General features: G+C 68.7%; 15 protein-coding genes. 12 read left to right on the top strand and 3 right to left on the bottom strand.

Features of this window, described 5'->3' with window-relative positions; translation table 11 throughout:
• Window positions 1-93 precede the first annotated feature (93 nt).
• On the top strand, window positions 94-2,193 hold the full coding sequence (metG, locus tag RZE79_RS06890) for a methionine--tRNA ligase (protein WP_319359542.1): 2,100 nt from the start codon (window positions 94-96) through the stop codon (window positions 2,191-2,193).
• 22 nt (window positions 2,194-2,215) lie between these two features.
• Here metG and RZE79_RS06885 read toward each other — a convergent pair whose 3' ends face one another.
• Window positions 2,216-2,887, bottom strand: coding sequence for a GntR family transcriptional regulator (locus tag RZE79_RS06885; protein ID WP_319359541.1), 672 nt, complete (start codon window positions 2,885-2,887; stop codon window positions 2,216-2,218).
• 58 nt (window positions 2,888-2,945) lie between these two features.
• On the opposite strand from RZE79_RS06885, the gene RZE79_RS06880 reads away from it, so the two are divergent.
• Genes RZE79_RS06880 through RZE79_RS06865 form a run of 4 tightly spaced genes read left to right on the top strand, consistent with a single transcriptional unit; the run spans window position 2,946 to window position 6,136 of the window.
• A complete protein-coding gene (locus RZE79_RS06880; RefSeq protein WP_319359540.1) occupies window positions 2,946-3,701 on the top strand; it encodes an enoyl-CoA hydratase/isomerase family protein in 756 nt (251 codons plus the stop codon).
• Window positions 3,702-3,742: 41 nt separating this feature from the next.
• Complete coding sequence (locus RZE79_RS06875; RefSeq protein WP_153285730.1) at window positions 3,743-4,717, top strand: tripartite tricarboxylate transporter substrate binding protein; 975 nt, start codon at window positions 3,743-3,745, stop codon at window positions 4,715-4,717.
• A complete protein-coding gene (locus RZE79_RS06870; RefSeq protein WP_319359539.1) occupies window positions 4,714-5,877 on the top strand; it encodes a CoA transferase in 1,164 nt (387 codons plus the stop codon). Before RZE79_RS06875 ends, RZE79_RS06870 begins: the two co-directional genes overlap by 4 nt.
• Window positions 5,878-5,911: 34 nt before the next feature.
• A complete protein-coding gene (locus RZE79_RS06865) occupies window positions 5,912-6,136 on the top strand; it encodes a hypothetical protein (protein ID WP_319359538.1) in 225 nt (74 codons plus the stop codon).
• Window positions 6,137-6,143: 7 nt separating this feature from the next.
• On the opposite strand, the gene RZE79_RS06860 is transcribed toward RZE79_RS06865, so the two are convergent.
• On the bottom strand, window positions 6,144-7,856 hold the full coding sequence (locus RZE79_RS06860) for an enoyl-CoA hydratase-related protein (RefSeq protein WP_319359537.1): 1,713 nt from the start codon (window positions 7,854-7,856) through the stop codon (window positions 6,144-6,146).
• 133 nt (window positions 7,857-7,989) lie between these two features.
• Here RZE79_RS06860 and RZE79_RS06855 point away from each other — a divergent pair, with 133 nt between their 5' ends.
• A complete protein-coding gene (locus tag RZE79_RS06855) occupies window positions 7,990-9,669 on the top strand; it encodes a SulP family inorganic anion transporter (RefSeq protein ID WP_319359536.1) in 1,680 nt (559 codons plus the stop codon).
• A 3-nt stretch (window positions 9,670-9,672) separates the two neighbouring features.
• Here RZE79_RS06855 and RZE79_RS06850 read toward each other — a convergent pair whose 3' ends face one another.
• Entirely contained in the window at window positions 9,673-10,176 is a 504-nt protein-coding gene (locus tag RZE79_RS06850; protein WP_101489026.1) for an outer membrane protein assembly factor BamE, read from the bottom strand.
• 39 nt (window positions 10,177-10,215) lie between these two features.
• On the opposite strand from RZE79_RS06850, the gene RZE79_RS06845 reads away from it, so the two are divergent.
• The 6 genes from RZE79_RS06845 to queE all read left to right on the top strand — a co-directional run bounded on the left by RZE79_RS06845 (window position 10,216) and on the right by queE (window position 15,415).
• The gene (locus tag RZE79_RS06845) at window positions 10,216-10,422 is read left to right on the top strand and encodes a DUF3460 family protein (RefSeq protein WP_056578352.1); all 207 of its coding nucleotides are present in this window, start codon (window positions 10,216-10,218) and stop codon (window positions 10,420-10,422) included.
• Between the two features lie 68 nt (window positions 10,423-10,490).
• Window positions 10,491-11,327 (top strand): ScpA family protein, encoded by an 837-nt coding sequence (locus RZE79_RS06840; protein WP_319359535.1) that lies wholly within the window; start codon window positions 10,491-10,493, stop codon window positions 11,325-11,327.
• 20 nt (window positions 11,328-11,347) lie between these two features.
• Window positions 11,348-12,940, top strand: coding sequence for an L-aspartate oxidase (gene nadB, locus RZE79_RS06835; RefSeq protein WP_319359534.1), 1,593 nt, complete (start codon window positions 11,348-11,350; stop codon window positions 12,938-12,940).
• Window positions 12,941-13,012: 72 nt separating this feature from the next.
• Window positions 13,013-13,918 (top strand): 3-methyl-2-oxobutanoate hydroxymethyltransferase, encoded by a 906-nt coding sequence (gene panB / locus RZE79_RS06830; RefSeq protein WP_319359533.1) that lies wholly within the window; start codon window positions 13,013-13,015, stop codon window positions 13,916-13,918.
• A gap of 19 nt (window positions 13,919-13,937) precedes the next feature.
• Window positions 13,938-14,780, top strand: coding sequence for a pantoate--beta-alanine ligase (gene panC, locus RZE79_RS06825; RefSeq protein ID WP_319359532.1), 843 nt, complete (start codon window positions 13,938-13,940; stop codon window positions 14,778-14,780).
• Window positions 14,777-15,415, top strand: a complete 639-nt coding sequence (queE, locus tag RZE79_RS06820) for a 7-carboxy-7-deazaguanine synthase (protein WP_319359531.1) — start codon at window positions 14,777-14,779, stop codon at window positions 15,413-15,415. Before panC ends, queE begins: the two co-directional genes overlap by 4 nt.
• Window positions 15,416-15,452: the final 37 nt, after the last annotated feature.

Here is a 15,452-nt window from a genome sequence, read left to right as displayed (position 1 = left end):
GCGCCTTCAAACACCGGGGCGGGCGCACGGGCCGGACGCCGCCACCTAAAATGCCCGGTTCCGTCCGTACCACTCTCGAAAGCGCCCTCCCCGATGTCCGCCCCGCGCAAGCTCTTCGTTACCACCGCCCTGCCGTATGCCAATGGCAAGTTCCACATCGGCCACATGATGGAATACATCCAGGCCGACATCTGGGTGCGGAACCAGCGAATGAATGGCGCCGAGGTCAACTTCGTGTGCGCCGACGACGCGCACGGCGCGGCCATCACCATCGCGGCCGACAAGGCCGGCGTGACGCCGCAGGCCTTCGTGGCCGAGATCGCCGCGGGCCGCAAGCCCTACCTGGACGGCTACCACATCGCCTTCGACAACTGGCACTCGACCGACGCGCCCGAGAACCACCAGCTCGCACAAGACATCTACCGCGACCTGCGCGCCAACGGCCTCATCGAAACCAAGAGCGTCGAGCAGTTCTACGACCCGGCCAAGGGCATGTTCCTGGCCGACCGCTTCATCAAGGGCGAGTGCCCCAACTGCCACGCGAAGGACCAGTACGGCGACAACTGCGAGGTGTGCGGCGCGGTGTATGCGCCCACCGAGCTGATCAACCCGTACTCGGCGCTGTCGGGCGCCAAGCCCGAGCTGCGCAGCTCGGACCACTTCTTCTTCAAGCTCTCGGACCCGCGCTGCGAGGCCTACCTGAAGGAATGGACCGCCGCCCCCGGCCATGTGCAGCCCGAGGTGCAGAACAAGATCCGCGAGTGGCTCTACAAGGACGACGAAGGCAAGGGCGGCCTGGGCGACTGGGACATCAGCCGCGATGCGCCCTACTTCGGCATCGAGATCCCCGATGCGCCGGGCAAGTACTTCTACGTCTGGCTCGACGCGCCCGTGGGCTACCTGGCCTCGCTGAAGAACCTGCTGGACAAGCGCTGCATCGAACTGGGCGGCGACGGCATCTCGTACACCGAGTACATGGCCGACCCCGAACTGGAGCAGGTGCACTTCATCGGCAAGGACATCATCACCTTCCACACGCTGTTCTGGCCCGCGATGCTGCATTTCAGCGGCCGCAAGGCGCCCAACGCCATCTACGTGCACGGCCACCTCACGGTGAGCGGCGAGAAGATGAGCAAGAGCCGCGGCACCGGCATCGACCCGCTCAAGTACCTGTCGATCGGGCTCGACCCGGAATGGCTGCGCTACTACATCGCCGCCAAGCTCAACGGCCGCAACGAGGACATCGACTTCAACCCCGACGACTTCGTGGCGCGCGTCAACAGCGACCTCGTGGGCAAGTACATCAACATCGCCAGCCGCGCGGCCGGCTTCATCGGCAAGCGCTTCGGCGGCCAGCTGGGCGCGGTGTCGGCCGACGGCGAAACGCTGCTGTCGACGCTGCGCGCTGCAGCCACGCAGGTGCAGTCGCTGTACGACGGCCGCGACTACGCCCGCGCGCTGCGCGAGGTGATGGCGCTGGCCGACAAGGTGAACGAGTACGTCGACCAGAACAAGCCCTGGGAACTGGCCAAGAAGGAAGGCGCCGAGGCGCGCCTGCACGACGTGTGCACGGTGTGCATCGAGGCCTTCCGCCTGCTCACGCTGTACCTGAAGCCGGTGCTGCCGGCGCTGGCCGTGAACGTCGAGGCCTTTCTGAAGATCGCGCCGCTGACCTGGGCTGATGCCGCGCAGGCCCTGCCGGCCGGCCACGCCATCGGCGACTACAAGCACCTGATGCAGCGTGCCGATGCCAAGGTGGTCGACAAGCTGTTCGACGTGCCTGAAGCCGCAGCAACCGCCGCGCCTGTCGCCGTGGAAGCGCAAGACCTGCCGGGCGGTGAAGCCATCGCGCCGACGATCACGATCGACGACTTCGTGAAGATCGATCTGCGCCTCGCGAAGATCGTGGCCTGCGAGAAGGTCGAGGGCTCAACCAAGCTGCTGCGCCTGACGCTCGACGCGGGCGAGGGCAAGACGCGCAACGTGTTCAGCGGCATCGCCTCGGCCTACCAGCCCGAGCAGCTCGTGGGCAAGCTCACGGTGCTGGTCGCCAACCTCGCGCCGCGCAAGATGAAGTTCGGCATCAGCGAAGGCATGGTGCTGGCCGCGAGCCACGGCGATGAAAAGGCCCACCCGGGCATCCACGTGCTCGAGCCTTGGGCGGGCGCGACGCCGGGCATGCGCGTGCGCTGATCAGTTCAGAAGACGAGAAGAACTAGCCGAACTTGTTGTTCAACACGAGGTCGGCAAACACCTTGCCGCCCACCGAGATGTGGTCGCGCATCGCCTCCGCGGCGTTGTCCGCGTGGCCTTTCAGAATCCACTCGACCACCCGTTCGTGCTCCCGCTGTGAAGCGGCGAGCCGGCCGGGCTTCTCGAACATCCGCCCGCGGTAGGCCGAGATGCGCAGCCGCACGGTCTGCGCCTGTTCCACGATGAAGGGGTTGCCGCTGGCGCGGTAGATCACGCCGTGCAGCGCGGCGTTGGCCTGCTGGTAGGCCTCGGCGTCGTCCGCCTGCGCCTGCGCTGCGGTGTCGGCCAGGGCACGCAGCAGCTCGTCGCGCAGCACCGGGCCGATGCGCAGCGCCGCCAGCCGCGCCAGCACGCCTTCGAGCTCGCCCAGCGCTTCCATCATCGCCACCAGTTCGTTCGCCCGCAGCTGGCGCACGTAGATGCCAGTGCGCGGAACGATGTCGACCAGCCCGCGCGCACTGAGCAGCAGCAGCGCCTCGCGCACTGGCGTGCGCGAGGTGTTGAAGCTCAGGGCCAGCGCCTTTTCGTCGATGGGCATGCCGGGCGACAGCACGCCGCCCAGGATGTCTTGTTCGAGCCGGGCGCGGATGCGGTCCTGCAGGCTGGTGGTGTCGAGGGTTTTCGCGGGTTGCATGGCGATCTGGATATTAGCTAACCTTACAGATATATCAATTCATCTGTTTGGTACATCAATGCCCCCCACCCTCGCGATCGACGGCCACGTCGCCTACCTGACGCTGCACCGTCCTCAAGCCGCCAACAAGCTCACGCCGGACGACCTGCCCGTGCTGATCCAGCATGTGGACACGGTGAACCGCACGCCCGAGGTGCTGGTGCTGGTCCTGCGCGCCGAGGGCAAGTACTTTTGCAGCGGGTTTGATATATCAGAAGTGGCCAGCCAGAGCCAGACCGAGGGCCGCAGCTTCGGCGAGATGGTCGATGTGTTCGAAAACTGCCGCGCGGTCACCATCGCGGCGGTGCACGGCGGCGTCTACGGCGGCGCGACCGACCTCGTGCTGGCCTGCGACTTCCGCGTGGGCGCCCGCGCCGCCGAGATGTTCATGCCGGCCGCCCGGCTCGGCCTGCACTACTACCAGAGCGGCATGGAGCGCTACGTGTCGCGGCTCGGGCTGGACACGGCCAAGCGGCTGTTCCTCACTGCCGAGAAGCTCGACGGCGCCGCGATGCGCGACTGCGGATTTCTCACGCAGCTGGTCGAAGACGCAGCAGCGCTCGACACCGAGGTGCAGCGCCTGCGCACCGTGCTCGCCGGCATGGCGCCGCTGGCGCTGCTGGGCATGAAGAAGCACCTGAACCAGATCGCGCGCGGCACCGCCGATGCCGCCGCGATCGCGCGCGAGGTGCAGCGCACCGTCGCGTCCGAAGACCTCGCCGAGGGCGGCCGGGCCTGGCGCGAGAAGCGCACGCCGGCGTTCCAGGGCCGCTGAGCGCGCCCGCCCTTTCCCCACAAGTCTCAGGAGACAAACCCATGAAGCAAGAACTGCGAGCCCTCTCGTTCGCGGCCGCCGCGCTGCTGGCCTCGGCCGGCGCGCTGGCCGACACCTACCCCTCGCGCCCGATCACGCTGGTGGTGGGCTTCCCCGCCGGCGGCGGTGCCGACACCGTGGCGCGCATCGTGAGCGACAAGATGGCCAAGCTGCTCGGCCAGCCGATCGTCATCGACAACAAGCCCGGCGCCGGTACCACCATCGCATCCGACCAGGTCGCGCGCGCCGCGCCCGACGGCTACACGCTGCTGCTGGGCAGCGCCAACCTCTACGGCAGCGACAAGCTGCTCTACAAGAGCGTGAAATACGACGGCGCCAAAAGCTTCGTGCCGATCTCGCGCTGGAGCTCCGCGCCGATGCTGCTCGCCGTCAACAAGGACGTGAGCGCGAAGACCGTGCAGGCGCTGATCGCCGAGGCGCGGCAGAACCCCGGCAAGCTGGCGTACTCGTCGTCGGGCGCGGGCGTGGTCACGCACCTGGCCGGCCTGTCGTTCGAGAAGGCGGCCGGCGTGCAGATGCTGCATGTGCCGTACAAGGGCGGCGCCCCGTCGATCCAGGCCGTGGCCGCGGGCGACGTGCAGCTCACCTTCGGCACGCCGCCCTCGGTGCTGCCCATGGCGCAGGGTCAGAAGCTGCGCGTGCTGGCCGTCACCTCGGGCCAGCGCTCGCCGCTCTTTCCTGATGTGCCCAGCGTGGCCGAAGCCGGCGTGAAGGGCTACGACTACACCTTCTGGTTCGGCCTCTTCGCACCCGCAGGCCTGCCGCCGGAGGTGACGCAGAAGCTGTTCGACGCCAGCGTGGCGGCGCTCAACGACCCCGAGGTCAAGGCGCGGCTGGAGAAGTCGGGCAACGAGTCGGCGCCCTCGAAGTCGCTGGCCGAATTCCGCGACTGGGCCCTGGCCGAAGGCGTGAAGTCGAAGGAACTCACCGCGCGCTCCGGCGCGAGCATCGAATGACGCAAGACGCAGCAAAAGCAGGCCCGCTGCAGGGCTTCACCGTCATCGACCTGACCCGCGTGCTCGCGGGCCCGTACTGCACGATGCTGCTCGCCGACCTGGGCGCGCGCGTCATCAAGGTGGAGCAGCCCGGCCTGGGCGACGACGCACGGCAGATCGGCCCCTTCGTCGAGGGCGACTCGGCCTACTTCATGTCGGTCAACCGCAACAAGGAATCGATCGCGCTCGACCTGAAGGCGCCGGCCGACCGCGCGGTCTTCGAACAGTTGCTGGCCACGGCCGACGTGCTGGTCGAGAACTTCCGGCCCGGCACGATGGAAAAGCTGGGCTACGACTGGCCGACGCTGCAGGCGCGTTTTCCCAAACTGGTGTTCACCTCGGTCTCGGGCTTCGGTCAGACCGGGCCGTACAGCAGGCGCCCCGCCTACGACATGGTGGTGCAGGCGATGGGCGGCATCATGAGCCTCACCGGCCACCCGGGTGCACCGCCGACGCGCGTGGGCGTGTCGATCGGCGACCTGGGCGCCGGGCTGTACGCGGCCATCGGCACGCAGGCTGCGCTGCTGCAGCGCAGTCGCACGGGCGTGGGGGACAGGGTCGACGTGGCGATGCTCGACTGCCAGGTCGCGCTGCTTGAGAACGCGATCTCGCGCATGGAGGCCGAGGGCCGCGCGCCGGGGCCGATCGGTTCGCGGCACCCGTCGATCACGCCCTTCGACGTGTTCCGCGCAGCCGACGGCTGGTTCGTGATCGCGGCGGGCAACGATGCGCTGTTCCAGCGCCTGTGCACCGCGCTCGACCTGCCCGCGCTCGCCGAGGACGCGCGCTTTGCCACCAACGCGGCGCGCTGCCAGCACCACGAGACGCTGAAGCAGCTGCTCGAGGAACGCCTGTCGACTGCGCCCTGCGCGCACTGGCAGGCGCTGCTGATGCAGCACAACATTCCCACCGGCGACTACAACGACGTGGCGGCGGTGGTGAAAGACCCGCAGGTGCAGGCGCGCGAAATGCTGGTGCAGGTGCGCACGCAGAGCGGCCAGTCGCTCACGGTGGCGGGCAACCCGGTGCACGTCGGCGGGCTGCGCACGCAGGTGCGGCGGCAACCGCCGCGGCTGGACCAGGACCGCGAGGCCATCCTGGCGTCACTGGCGCGGGCCTGAGCAGATCAGGCGCTGCGGGTGCAGAATCCGGCCCATGCAACGCAGTGACCGCCTTCGCCCCTTCGTCCTTTCCACACTCGGCCTCGCGAGCGCCCTGCTGCTGAGCGGCTGCGCGGTGGTCAGCGTCGCGAGCACCGCCGTGAGCGTGGGCGCCGGCGCGGTCGGCCTCGCGGCCGATGCCGCCATCGGCACCGCGCGCATCACCGGCAAGGTGGTGGGCGCGACGGCCGATGCGGTGATCCCCGACAGCGAAGACTGACAGCCGTTCAGCGTGGCAGGCCCAGCGCCGCGAGGTGCGCGGGCGTGTGCTGCGCTTTTTCCTTGCGCACGAAGGCCGAACGCAGCGCCGCGTGCGGCTCGGCGGGATCGAAGAAATTGCGCCGCATGTGCGCCAGCTCCTCATCGCGATACGCCTGCAGCGGCTTGACCGCCTCGTCGCGGGCGCGCGCCGCCTGCTTGTCCGCAATGCGCACAGCCAGGTCCGGCGATGCCGCCAGTTGCGCGGCCAGCCGGCCGACCTCGTCACCCAGTTCTTCCGGTGCGGCCTGCAACACGCGCTGCGCCAGGCCCAACGCCACCGCGCGCTTCGCGCTCACGGGCAGCGCCGACTGCGTGAGCCGCATGGCCTCGTCGGCGCCCACGCGGCGCGGCAGACTGTAGGTCCAGTATTCGGAGCCGTGCAGGCCCATCAACGTGTAGTGCGGGTTGAGCACCACGCCGTCGCGGCACCACACCTCGTCGGCCGCGAGCGCGAGCATCACGCCGCCCGCTGCGGCATTGCCGCCCAACGCGGCCACCGTGAGGCGGTCGGTGGTGGTGAGCACGGCCTCGACCAGGTCGTTCATCGCGTGGATGTTGGCCCACGATTCTTCGGCCGGATCGGCCGCCGCCTCGATCACGTTGAGGTGGATGCCGTTGGAGAAGAAGTCGCGCAGCCCGCCGAGCACCAGCACCGACGTCGGCCGCGTGCAGGCGAACCGGTAGGCAGTGAGCAGACGCCGGCATTGCGCGGTGCTCATGGCCCCGCCTGCGAACGAGAAGTTCAGCACGCCGACGGGCCCGTGCTCGCTGTAGCGCATGTCGGTCCAGGTGCGGCGGCCGGCGGGCAGTTCGAGCGGCGCAGGCACTTCGGGCAGGCCCGCAGGCAGCCGCGCGCCCAGCGCCTCGACGGCCGGCAGCTTGTAGCTCGGCAGGCCGGCGCCCGGTTCGCGCCAGGGCCGCAGCTGGGTGAGCCAGACCGCGCCGTCCACGGTGGCGCGGCAGACGGCGCCGGTGCGGGTGGCGACCAGTTCGCCGGGCGTGCCGCGCAGTTCGTCCTCGGCATGGCCGCCGTGCAGGTACCACGACGCGCCCAGCAGTTCGTCAAGCACGCCGGGCTGCGAATCGGCCGCGCGCAGGTGCTGCAGCACCGATTCGGTGGTCTGCGTCGCCCAGTCGATGCGGCGCTCGGCCTGCTTCATGAACGGTCGCCAACCGGCGGCGAGGTCGGCCGCCTTCTGCCGCTTCGGCTTGTAGGTGCCCGAGGCGAAGCGCTCGACAGCGAGCAGCACCGCATCGACGGCGGCATCGGCCACCTCGCCGCGGTAGAGATCGCTCTTGCCCACCTGCGGCGGCACCTTCAGCGGCGACCAGGCCCAGACATCGCCCGCGTCCATCTCGGCCACGGCTTCGAGCACGGTGACGCCCCAGCTGTCGACGCCGTCCTGCAGCGTCCGGTCGAGCGACGAGGGCCCGCGGTCGCCTGGCGGGCCCGGATGCACGATCAGGCAGGTGTGGACGCGCCAGACATCCTCGGGAATCGCCGTGGTCAGCATCGGCGCGATGAGCAGCGCGGGCGCGTGCTGGCGCACGGCTTCACGCAGCGCCTCGTCATCGCCGAGCGCCAGCACGATGCCTGCGGTGTGGCCCCGGTCCTGAAGCTCGGCCAGCACGCGCTGCGTGAGGCTGTTGAAGGCGCTCGCGACGAGCAGGATGTGCATGGGCAACCTCGTTGACGTTTGTTTCTAAACGTCAAAAATGTATCTTTCAGCCTCGCTGCCGATAAGCTGACTGAAAGTACTCACCCCGGGAAATCGCAGGCCCCTCGTGACGGCGGGGCCACAATGACCGCACATGTCTTCACCGCTGAACCTCACCCGCTTTCGTCCCCGCCTGATGGACACGATGGCGGGCTACGACCGGGGGCGGTTCCTGAGCGACCTCGGCGCGGGCGCCACGGTGGGCATCGTGGCGCTGCCGCTGGCCATGGCGTTTGCCATCGCCTCGGGGCTCAAGCCCGAGGCCGGCATCTGGACGGCGATCATCGCGGGCTTCCTGATCTCGTTCCTGGGCGGCTCGGCCGTACAGATCGGCGGACCGGCGGGCGCGTTCATCGTGATCGTCTACGGCATCGTCGAGCGCTACGGCGTGGCCAACCTGCTGATCGCCACTGCCTGCGCGGGCGTGCTGCTGTTCATGGCGGGGCTGTTCGGGCTCGGGCGGCTGGTGCGCTTCGTGCCGCTGTCGATCGTGGTGGGTTTCACCAACGGCATCGCGGTGCTGATCCTGCTGTCGCAGCTCAAGGATTTGCTCGGCCTCACGGTGGAGCGCATGCCGGCCGACGTGTTCTCGCAGCTGCACGCGATGGCGCTGCGGCTGGACACCTTCAATCCGCAGGCCTTCGCGCTCGGGCTGGCCTGCGTGCTCGGCCTGCTGGCGTGGTCGCGGCTGTTTCGCGGCGACTCGGCGCTGGCGCGCGCGGTGCAACGCGTGGCCGGGCGATGGGTACAGACGCGCCCGGTGCAGATCCTCGGGCGCATTCCGGGGCCGATCGTCGCGCTGGTGTCGCTCACGCTGGTGTCGTGGGGTTTCGCGCTGCCGGTGGAAACCATCGGCACGCGCTTCGGCGGCATTCCCGAGGGCGTGCCGGCCTTCGCGCTGCCCGATTTTTCGTGGGAGACCGTCAAGCAGCTGGTGACGCCGACGCTGACCATCGCGCTGCTCGGCGCCATCGAGTCGCTGCTGTGCGCGCGCGTGGCCGACCAGGTCAGCGGCCAGCCGCGCCACGACCCCAACCAGGAGCTGATGGCGCAGGGCATCGCGAACATCGTCACGCCTTTCTTCGGCGGCATGCCGGCGACGGGCACCATCGCGCGCACCGTGACCAACATCCGCTCGGGCGGCAGCTCGCCCATTGCGGGCATCGTGCATGCGGTCACGCTGCTGCTCGTCGTGCTGCTGGCGGCACCGCTGGCGCGCCACGTGCCGCTCGCGGTGCTGGCGGGCATCCTGGTGTTCGTCGGGCTGAACATGGGCGAATGGCGCGAGTTCACGCCCGGCCAGCTGCGCCACTTCAGCCGCCACTACCGGTTGCTGATGCTCGGCACCTTCTTCCTCACCGTGGTGTTCGACCTCACGGTGGCGGTGCAAGTGGGCATCGTGCTGGCGTGCGCGCTTTTCATCCGGCGCATGAGCGGGCTGTTCAGCGTCGAACTCGTGACCTTGCAGCCGCCGGTGCTCACCTACCGGCTGTACGGCGCGATGTTCTTCGGCGCGGCGGCCAAGCTCGACGAAGCAGTGAACGCCGCCGAGCGCGCACCGCGCGGCATGACGGTGGTGCTCGACGCCACGCACCTGATCTACATCGATGCCACCGGCGTCGATGCGCTGCGGCAGCTGCACCGGGCGGTGCTGGCGCGCGACGGACTGCTGCGCATCGAGTCGCTGCAACCGCAGCCGCTGGAGGTGCTGGAGCGTTCAGGCTTTGCCGAGGAGTTGACGACGGGCCAGCCCGGCGCGTCGCACGGCGCGTAGCTGTTACGGCGCTTCGGTGCCCCGATCAGGCGACGACCCGCTGCGCACCACGCGCTGGTCGTCGTTCAGCGTGGCGGTGAAGACCATCGCCGAGCTGGGCGGCTGCACCCAGCGCCATTCCCATTCAGTTTCGCGCTTGAGCGCATAGGGCGTGACCTTGGCGGGCTTGCCGAGCAGCTTGCGCAGGTCTTCCATCATCATGCCGGGCTGCACCTTGGCGAAGTTCTCGGGCGTGAGCACCTGGCGCAGCGCGCTCATCTTGCCGTCGGCGCCGATGGTGATCATGTAGTTCTTCTGGCCCTGCGGCTGGCGGTTGAACTCCAGGACGCGGCCGTTGGGCACGTCCCAGACGTTCTCGGGCTCGCCGAAGCGCGCGCGCACGTCGGCTTCGGTCGAGACGCCTTCTTCGAGCTCGCTGATGCGCTGCGGATCGCAGCCGGCGAGCCCGATGAGTGCTGCCAGCAGTCCTGTCATGAGGCCGATCCGGGCCTTCTGGAATCGTTGCATGCGGTCCCCGGTAAAATTCGAGCGATAAAGGTCCAGTCTATGTCTATCTTCCGTCGCCCCCACTACACCTCCGAGATCACGAACTTCATCGAGGAGATGAAGGAAAAGAAGCCGACGCTGGAAGCCGAGCAGCGCGCCGGCCGCGCCTTGCTCTGGGACAAGCACCTCGACCGCAGCCTGCTCGAGGAGTACAGCGAAGCCCGCGTGCCGATGCAGCCGTACGTCTACCAGACCCAACCCAAGTGAATGGTGCCCACCCGGCATCCCGCCGCCCCGCGTGCGCGCACAGCTATTAAGTTGATAGCAACCGCCTCATGAGCGCAGACGAGGACAACGGCACGATCGTGGCCAGCATGCCCGAGGTCGTCGACCAGGTCGCCCTGGCCCGGCTCTACGGTGAGCCGCTGTTCGCGATGCCGAAAGACCTGTACATCCCGCCCGAGGCGCTGCAGGTTTTTCTGGAGGCCTTCGAGGGCCCGCTCGACCTGTTGCTGTACCTGATCCGCAAGCAGAACTTCAACATCCTCGACATCCCGATGGCGGGACTCACGCGGCAGTACCTGAGCTACGTCGACGAAATCCGCCAGACCAACCTCGAACTCGCGGCCGAATACCTGCTGATGGCCGCGATGCTGATCGAGATCAAGTCGCGCATGCTGCTGCCGCCCAAGAAGGTGGCCGACGGCGAAGAGGCCGAAGACCCGCGCGCCGAGCTGGTTCGCCGGCTCATGGAGTACGAGCAGACCAAGCTGCAGGCCGCCGCCCTCAGCGCGCTGCCCACCTACGGGCGCGACTTCTGGAAGGCGCAGGTCTACATCGAGCAGTCGATCAAGCCGCGCTTCCCCGAGGTCGACGTGGTCGAGCTGCGCGACGCGTGGGCCGACATCATGAAGCGCGCCAAGCTCGTGCAGCACCACAAGATCTCGCGCGAAGAGCTCAACGTGCGCGAGCACATGAGCATCGTGCTGCGCCATCTGCAGGGCCAGCGTTTCGTCGAGTTCGAAAAGCTCTTCGATGTTTCGCGCGGCGTGCCCGTGCTGATCGTCACCTTCATCGCGATGCTCGAGCTCGCGAAGGAAACGCTGATCGACATCACGCAGGCCGAGGCCTTCGCCCCCATCTACGTCCGACTGGCCTATTCGCCCGCCTGACCCAACCGGTTCCACTCCCCGTGACTTCTGCCGTACGTGACTTCGACGTCCTCATCGTCGGCAGCGGCCTCGCAGGCCTCTCCGCCGCGCTGCACCTGGCCCCCACGCACCGCGTGGCCGTGCTCACCAAGCGCGCGCTGAACGACGGCTCCAGCGCCTGGGCGCAGGGCGGCATCGCGGCCGTGCTGGCGGCGGGCGACAGCTTCGACGCTCATGTGGAAGACACGCTGGTGGCCGGTGCCGGCCTGTGCGACCCCGAGGCCACGCGCTTCGTGGTCGAAGGCGCGCCCCAAGCCATCGGCTGGCTGCGCGAACTCGGCGTGCCCTTCTCCGAAGAAGGTGGCGACCTGCACCTGACGCGCGAAGGCGGCCACAGCCAGCGCCGCATCGTGCACGTGACCGACGCCACCGGCGCGGCCGTGCAGCAGGTGCTGATCGAGCGCGTGCGCCGCACGCCCAACATCACGCTGTTCGAGCACCACACGCTGGTCGACCTGGTCACCGGCACCAAGCTCGGGCTGGCCGATCCGTCGTGCCAGGGCCTGTACGCGCTGGACGACGAGACCGACGAGGTGCTGGCCTTTCGCGCGCCGCACACCATCCTGGCGACCGGCGGCGCGGGCAAGGTGTACCTGTACACCACCAACCCCGACACCGCCACCGGCGACGGCATTGCCGCCGCCTGGCGCGCGGGCTGCCGGGTGTCGAACCTGGAGTTCATCCAGTTCCACCCGACCTGCCTGTACCACCCGCACGCCAAGTCGTTCCTGATCAGCGAGGCGGTGCGCGGCGAAGGCGGCTTGCTCAAGTTGCCTGAATCGGCAGGTGGCACGCGCTTCATGCCCACGCATGACGAACGCGCCGAACTCGCACCGCGCGACGTGGTGGCCCGCGCCATCGACTTCGAGATGAAGAAGCACGGGCTCGACTGCGTCTACCTCGACATCTCGCACCAGCCGCCCGCGTTCCTGAAAGAACACTTCCCCAACATCCTGGCGCGCTGCCTCGAATTGGGCATCGACATCACGCGCGAGCCGATTCCCGTCGTGCCCGCCGCGCACTACACCTGCGGCGGCGTGCTCAGCGACCTGGCCGGGCGCACCGACATCCCGGGCCTGTACGCCATCGGTGAAACCGCCTGCACCGGCCTGCATGGCGCCAACCGGCTGGCCAGCAACTCGCTGGTCGAGTGCATGGTGTTCGCACGCGCCGCAGCCGACGCCATTGCGCAGGCGCCGTCGCGCGAACGCGCCGCGCTGCCCGCCTGGGACGAAAGCCGCGTCACCGACGCCGACGAAGCCGTGGTCATCTCCCACAACTGGGACGAGCTGCGCCGCTTCATGTGGGACTACGTCGGCATCGTGCGCACCAACAAGCGCCTGGAGCGTGCGAGCCATCGCATCGCGCTGCTGCAGGCCGAGATCCAGGAGTTCTACGCGAACTTCCACGTCACGCGCGACCTGCTCGAACTGCGCAACCTGGTGCAGGTGGCCGAGCTGATCGTGCGTTCCGCGCAGGCCCGCCACGAGAGCCGTGGCCTGCATTTCAGTCGCGATTACCCTTCGCTGGCCGAGCCCACCGCACCCACCGTGCTGGTGCCGCCGGTCGACTGAGCCCACCCTTCGTCACCTTTCGATCACCCTCAGGATGCCCGGCCACCGACGCCCGCAGGGAGAAAGCCAACCATGTCGAACACACCTTCCACACCCACCCCACCGTCCGAAGCCCCGGCCGGCACGCCCTACGGCACGCTGCCGCCCGCCTCGCCGCTGGCGCAGCGCAAGCCCGTGAGCCTGCCGCGGCTGGCCGACATGCATGCGCGCGGCGAAAAGATCGCCATGCTCACCGCCTATGACGCCACCTTCGCGGCCATGGCCGACGCCGCCGGCATCGACTGCCTGCTGGTCGGCGACTCGCTGGGCATGGTCTGCCAGGGCCTGAACAGCACCGTGGGCGTGAGCCTCGACGCCATGCGCTATCACACCGACAGCGTCTCGCGTGGCCTGCGCCGCGTGCAGGGCACGACCTGGCTCATCGCCGACCTGCCCTTCGGCAGTTATCAAGAATCGCGCGAGCAGGCCCTGCGCAGTGCCACCGTGCTGATGCAGGCGGGCGCGCACATGGTCAAGCTCGAAGGCGGCGGCTGGACCACCGAGACCGTGCGCTTCCTGGTCGAACGCGGCATTCCCGTGTGCGCCCACCTCGGCCTGACGCCGCAGACCGTGCATGCGCTCGGCGGCTACCGCGTGCAGGGCAAGGGCGACACCGCCGGCGCGCTGCTCAAGCAACAGGCCCACGCGCTGCAGGATGCAGGCGCCGCCATGCTGGTGCTCGAGATGGTGCCGGCCGCGCTGGCCGCAGAACTCACCACGGAGCTGAAACACTGCGCCACCATCGGCATCGGCGCCGGCAAGGCCACCGCCGGCCAGGTGCTCGTGCTGCACGACATGCTGGGCATCAACCTCGGGAAGATGCCGAAGTTCGTGCGCAACTTCATGGCCGACGCGCCGGGCGTGCTGCCCGCGCTGCAGGCCTACGTGCAGGCCGTGAAGAACGGCAGCTTCCCCGACGACCGCCTCCACGCCTGGTAAGCCCCGAAGGACACCGACCATGTACATCGCCAAGACCATCGACGAACTGCGCCAGCATCTGTCTTCCAGCCAGCGCCCCGCCTTCGTGCCCACCATGGGCAACCTGCACGAGGGCCACCTCGCGCTCGTGCGCCAGGCCAAGCCACTGGGCGACGCCACCGTGGCGAGCATCTTCGTGAACCGCCTGCAGTTTTTGCCGCACGAAGACTTCGACACCTACCCGCGCACCTGGGACAGCGACTGCGAGAAGCTGCGCGCCGCCGGCTGCGACGTGCTGTTCGCGCCCGACGAGAAGGCGCTCTACCCCGAGCCCCAGACCTGCAAGGTGCACCCCGACCCGGCGCTGGCCGACCTGCTCGAAGGGCACTTCCGCCCCGGCTTCTTCATCGGCGTGTGCACGGTGGTGATGAAGCTCTTTCAGTGCGTGCAGCCGCGCGTGGCCGTGTTCGGCAAGAAGGACTACCAGCAGCTCATGATGATCCGCCACATGGTGCGGCAGTTCGCGATGCCCATCGAGATCGTCGGCGGCGAGACCTTCCGCGCCGACGACGGCCTGGCGCTTTCGTCGCGCAACGGCTACCTGAGCGCCACCGAACGCGCCGAAGCCGTGCAGCTGTCGAAGGCGCTGCGAGACATGGCCGAAGCCGTGCGCGCCGGCGAGCGCGACGTGGCCATCCTCGAGGCGCGCGCCATGCAGTCGCTCGCGCAGCGCGGCTGGCAGCCCGACTACCTCGTGCTGCGCCGCCGCGCCGACCTGCAGACGCCCCAGCCCGGCGATGCGCTCGTGGCCCTGGCCGCCGCGCGGCTGGGCAGCACGCGGCTCATCGACAACCTCGAAATCGACACCCCGCTCGCTTCATGACCTACAGCGTCAAGGAAATCTTCTACACCTTGCAGGGCGAAGGCGGCCAGGCCGGCATGCCGGCCGTGTTCTGCCGCTTCGCCGGCTGCAACCTCTGGACCGGCCGCGAGGAAGACCGCGACACGGCCGTCTGCCGTTTCTGCGACACCGACTTCGTCGGCACCGACGGCACGCTGGGCGGCAAGTTCAAGAGCGCCGACCAACTCGCCGACACCATCGCCGCGCAATGGCCCGCCGGCGACACCGCGCACCGGCTGGTCGTGCTCACGGGCGGCGAGCCGCTGCTGCAGGTCGATGCGGCGCTGGTCGACGCACTGCACGCGCGGCACTTCCGCATCGCCGTCGAGAGCAACGGCACGGTCGCCGCACCCGCCGGCATCGACTGGCTGTGCATCAGCCCCAAGGCTGGCGCGCCGTGGGTGCAGCAGCACGGCCAGGAGCTCAAGCTGGTGTGGCCACAGACCGGGTTCGACCTCGACACGATGGCGCGCACGGGCGAGTTCACGCACCGCTTCCTGCAACCGATGGACGGGCCCGACCGCCTCGCCAACACCGAACGCTGCATCGATGAATGCATGAAGCAGCCGGTGTGGCGCCTCAGTGTGCAGACCCACAAGATCACGGGCATCCGCTGACGCGGCGGCTTTTTTATTTTCGAGTTTCTTTTTTTCG

It is taken from the genome of Variovorax sp. EBFNA2 (genome assembly GCF_033802765.1).
Classification (GTDB): Bacteria; Pseudomonadota; Gammaproteobacteria; order Burkholderiales; family Burkholderiaceae_C; genus Variovorax; species Variovorax paradoxus_H.
Note: the sequence above shows the minus strand (reverse complement) of the source record. Positions and strands in the feature narration are given on the sequence as shown.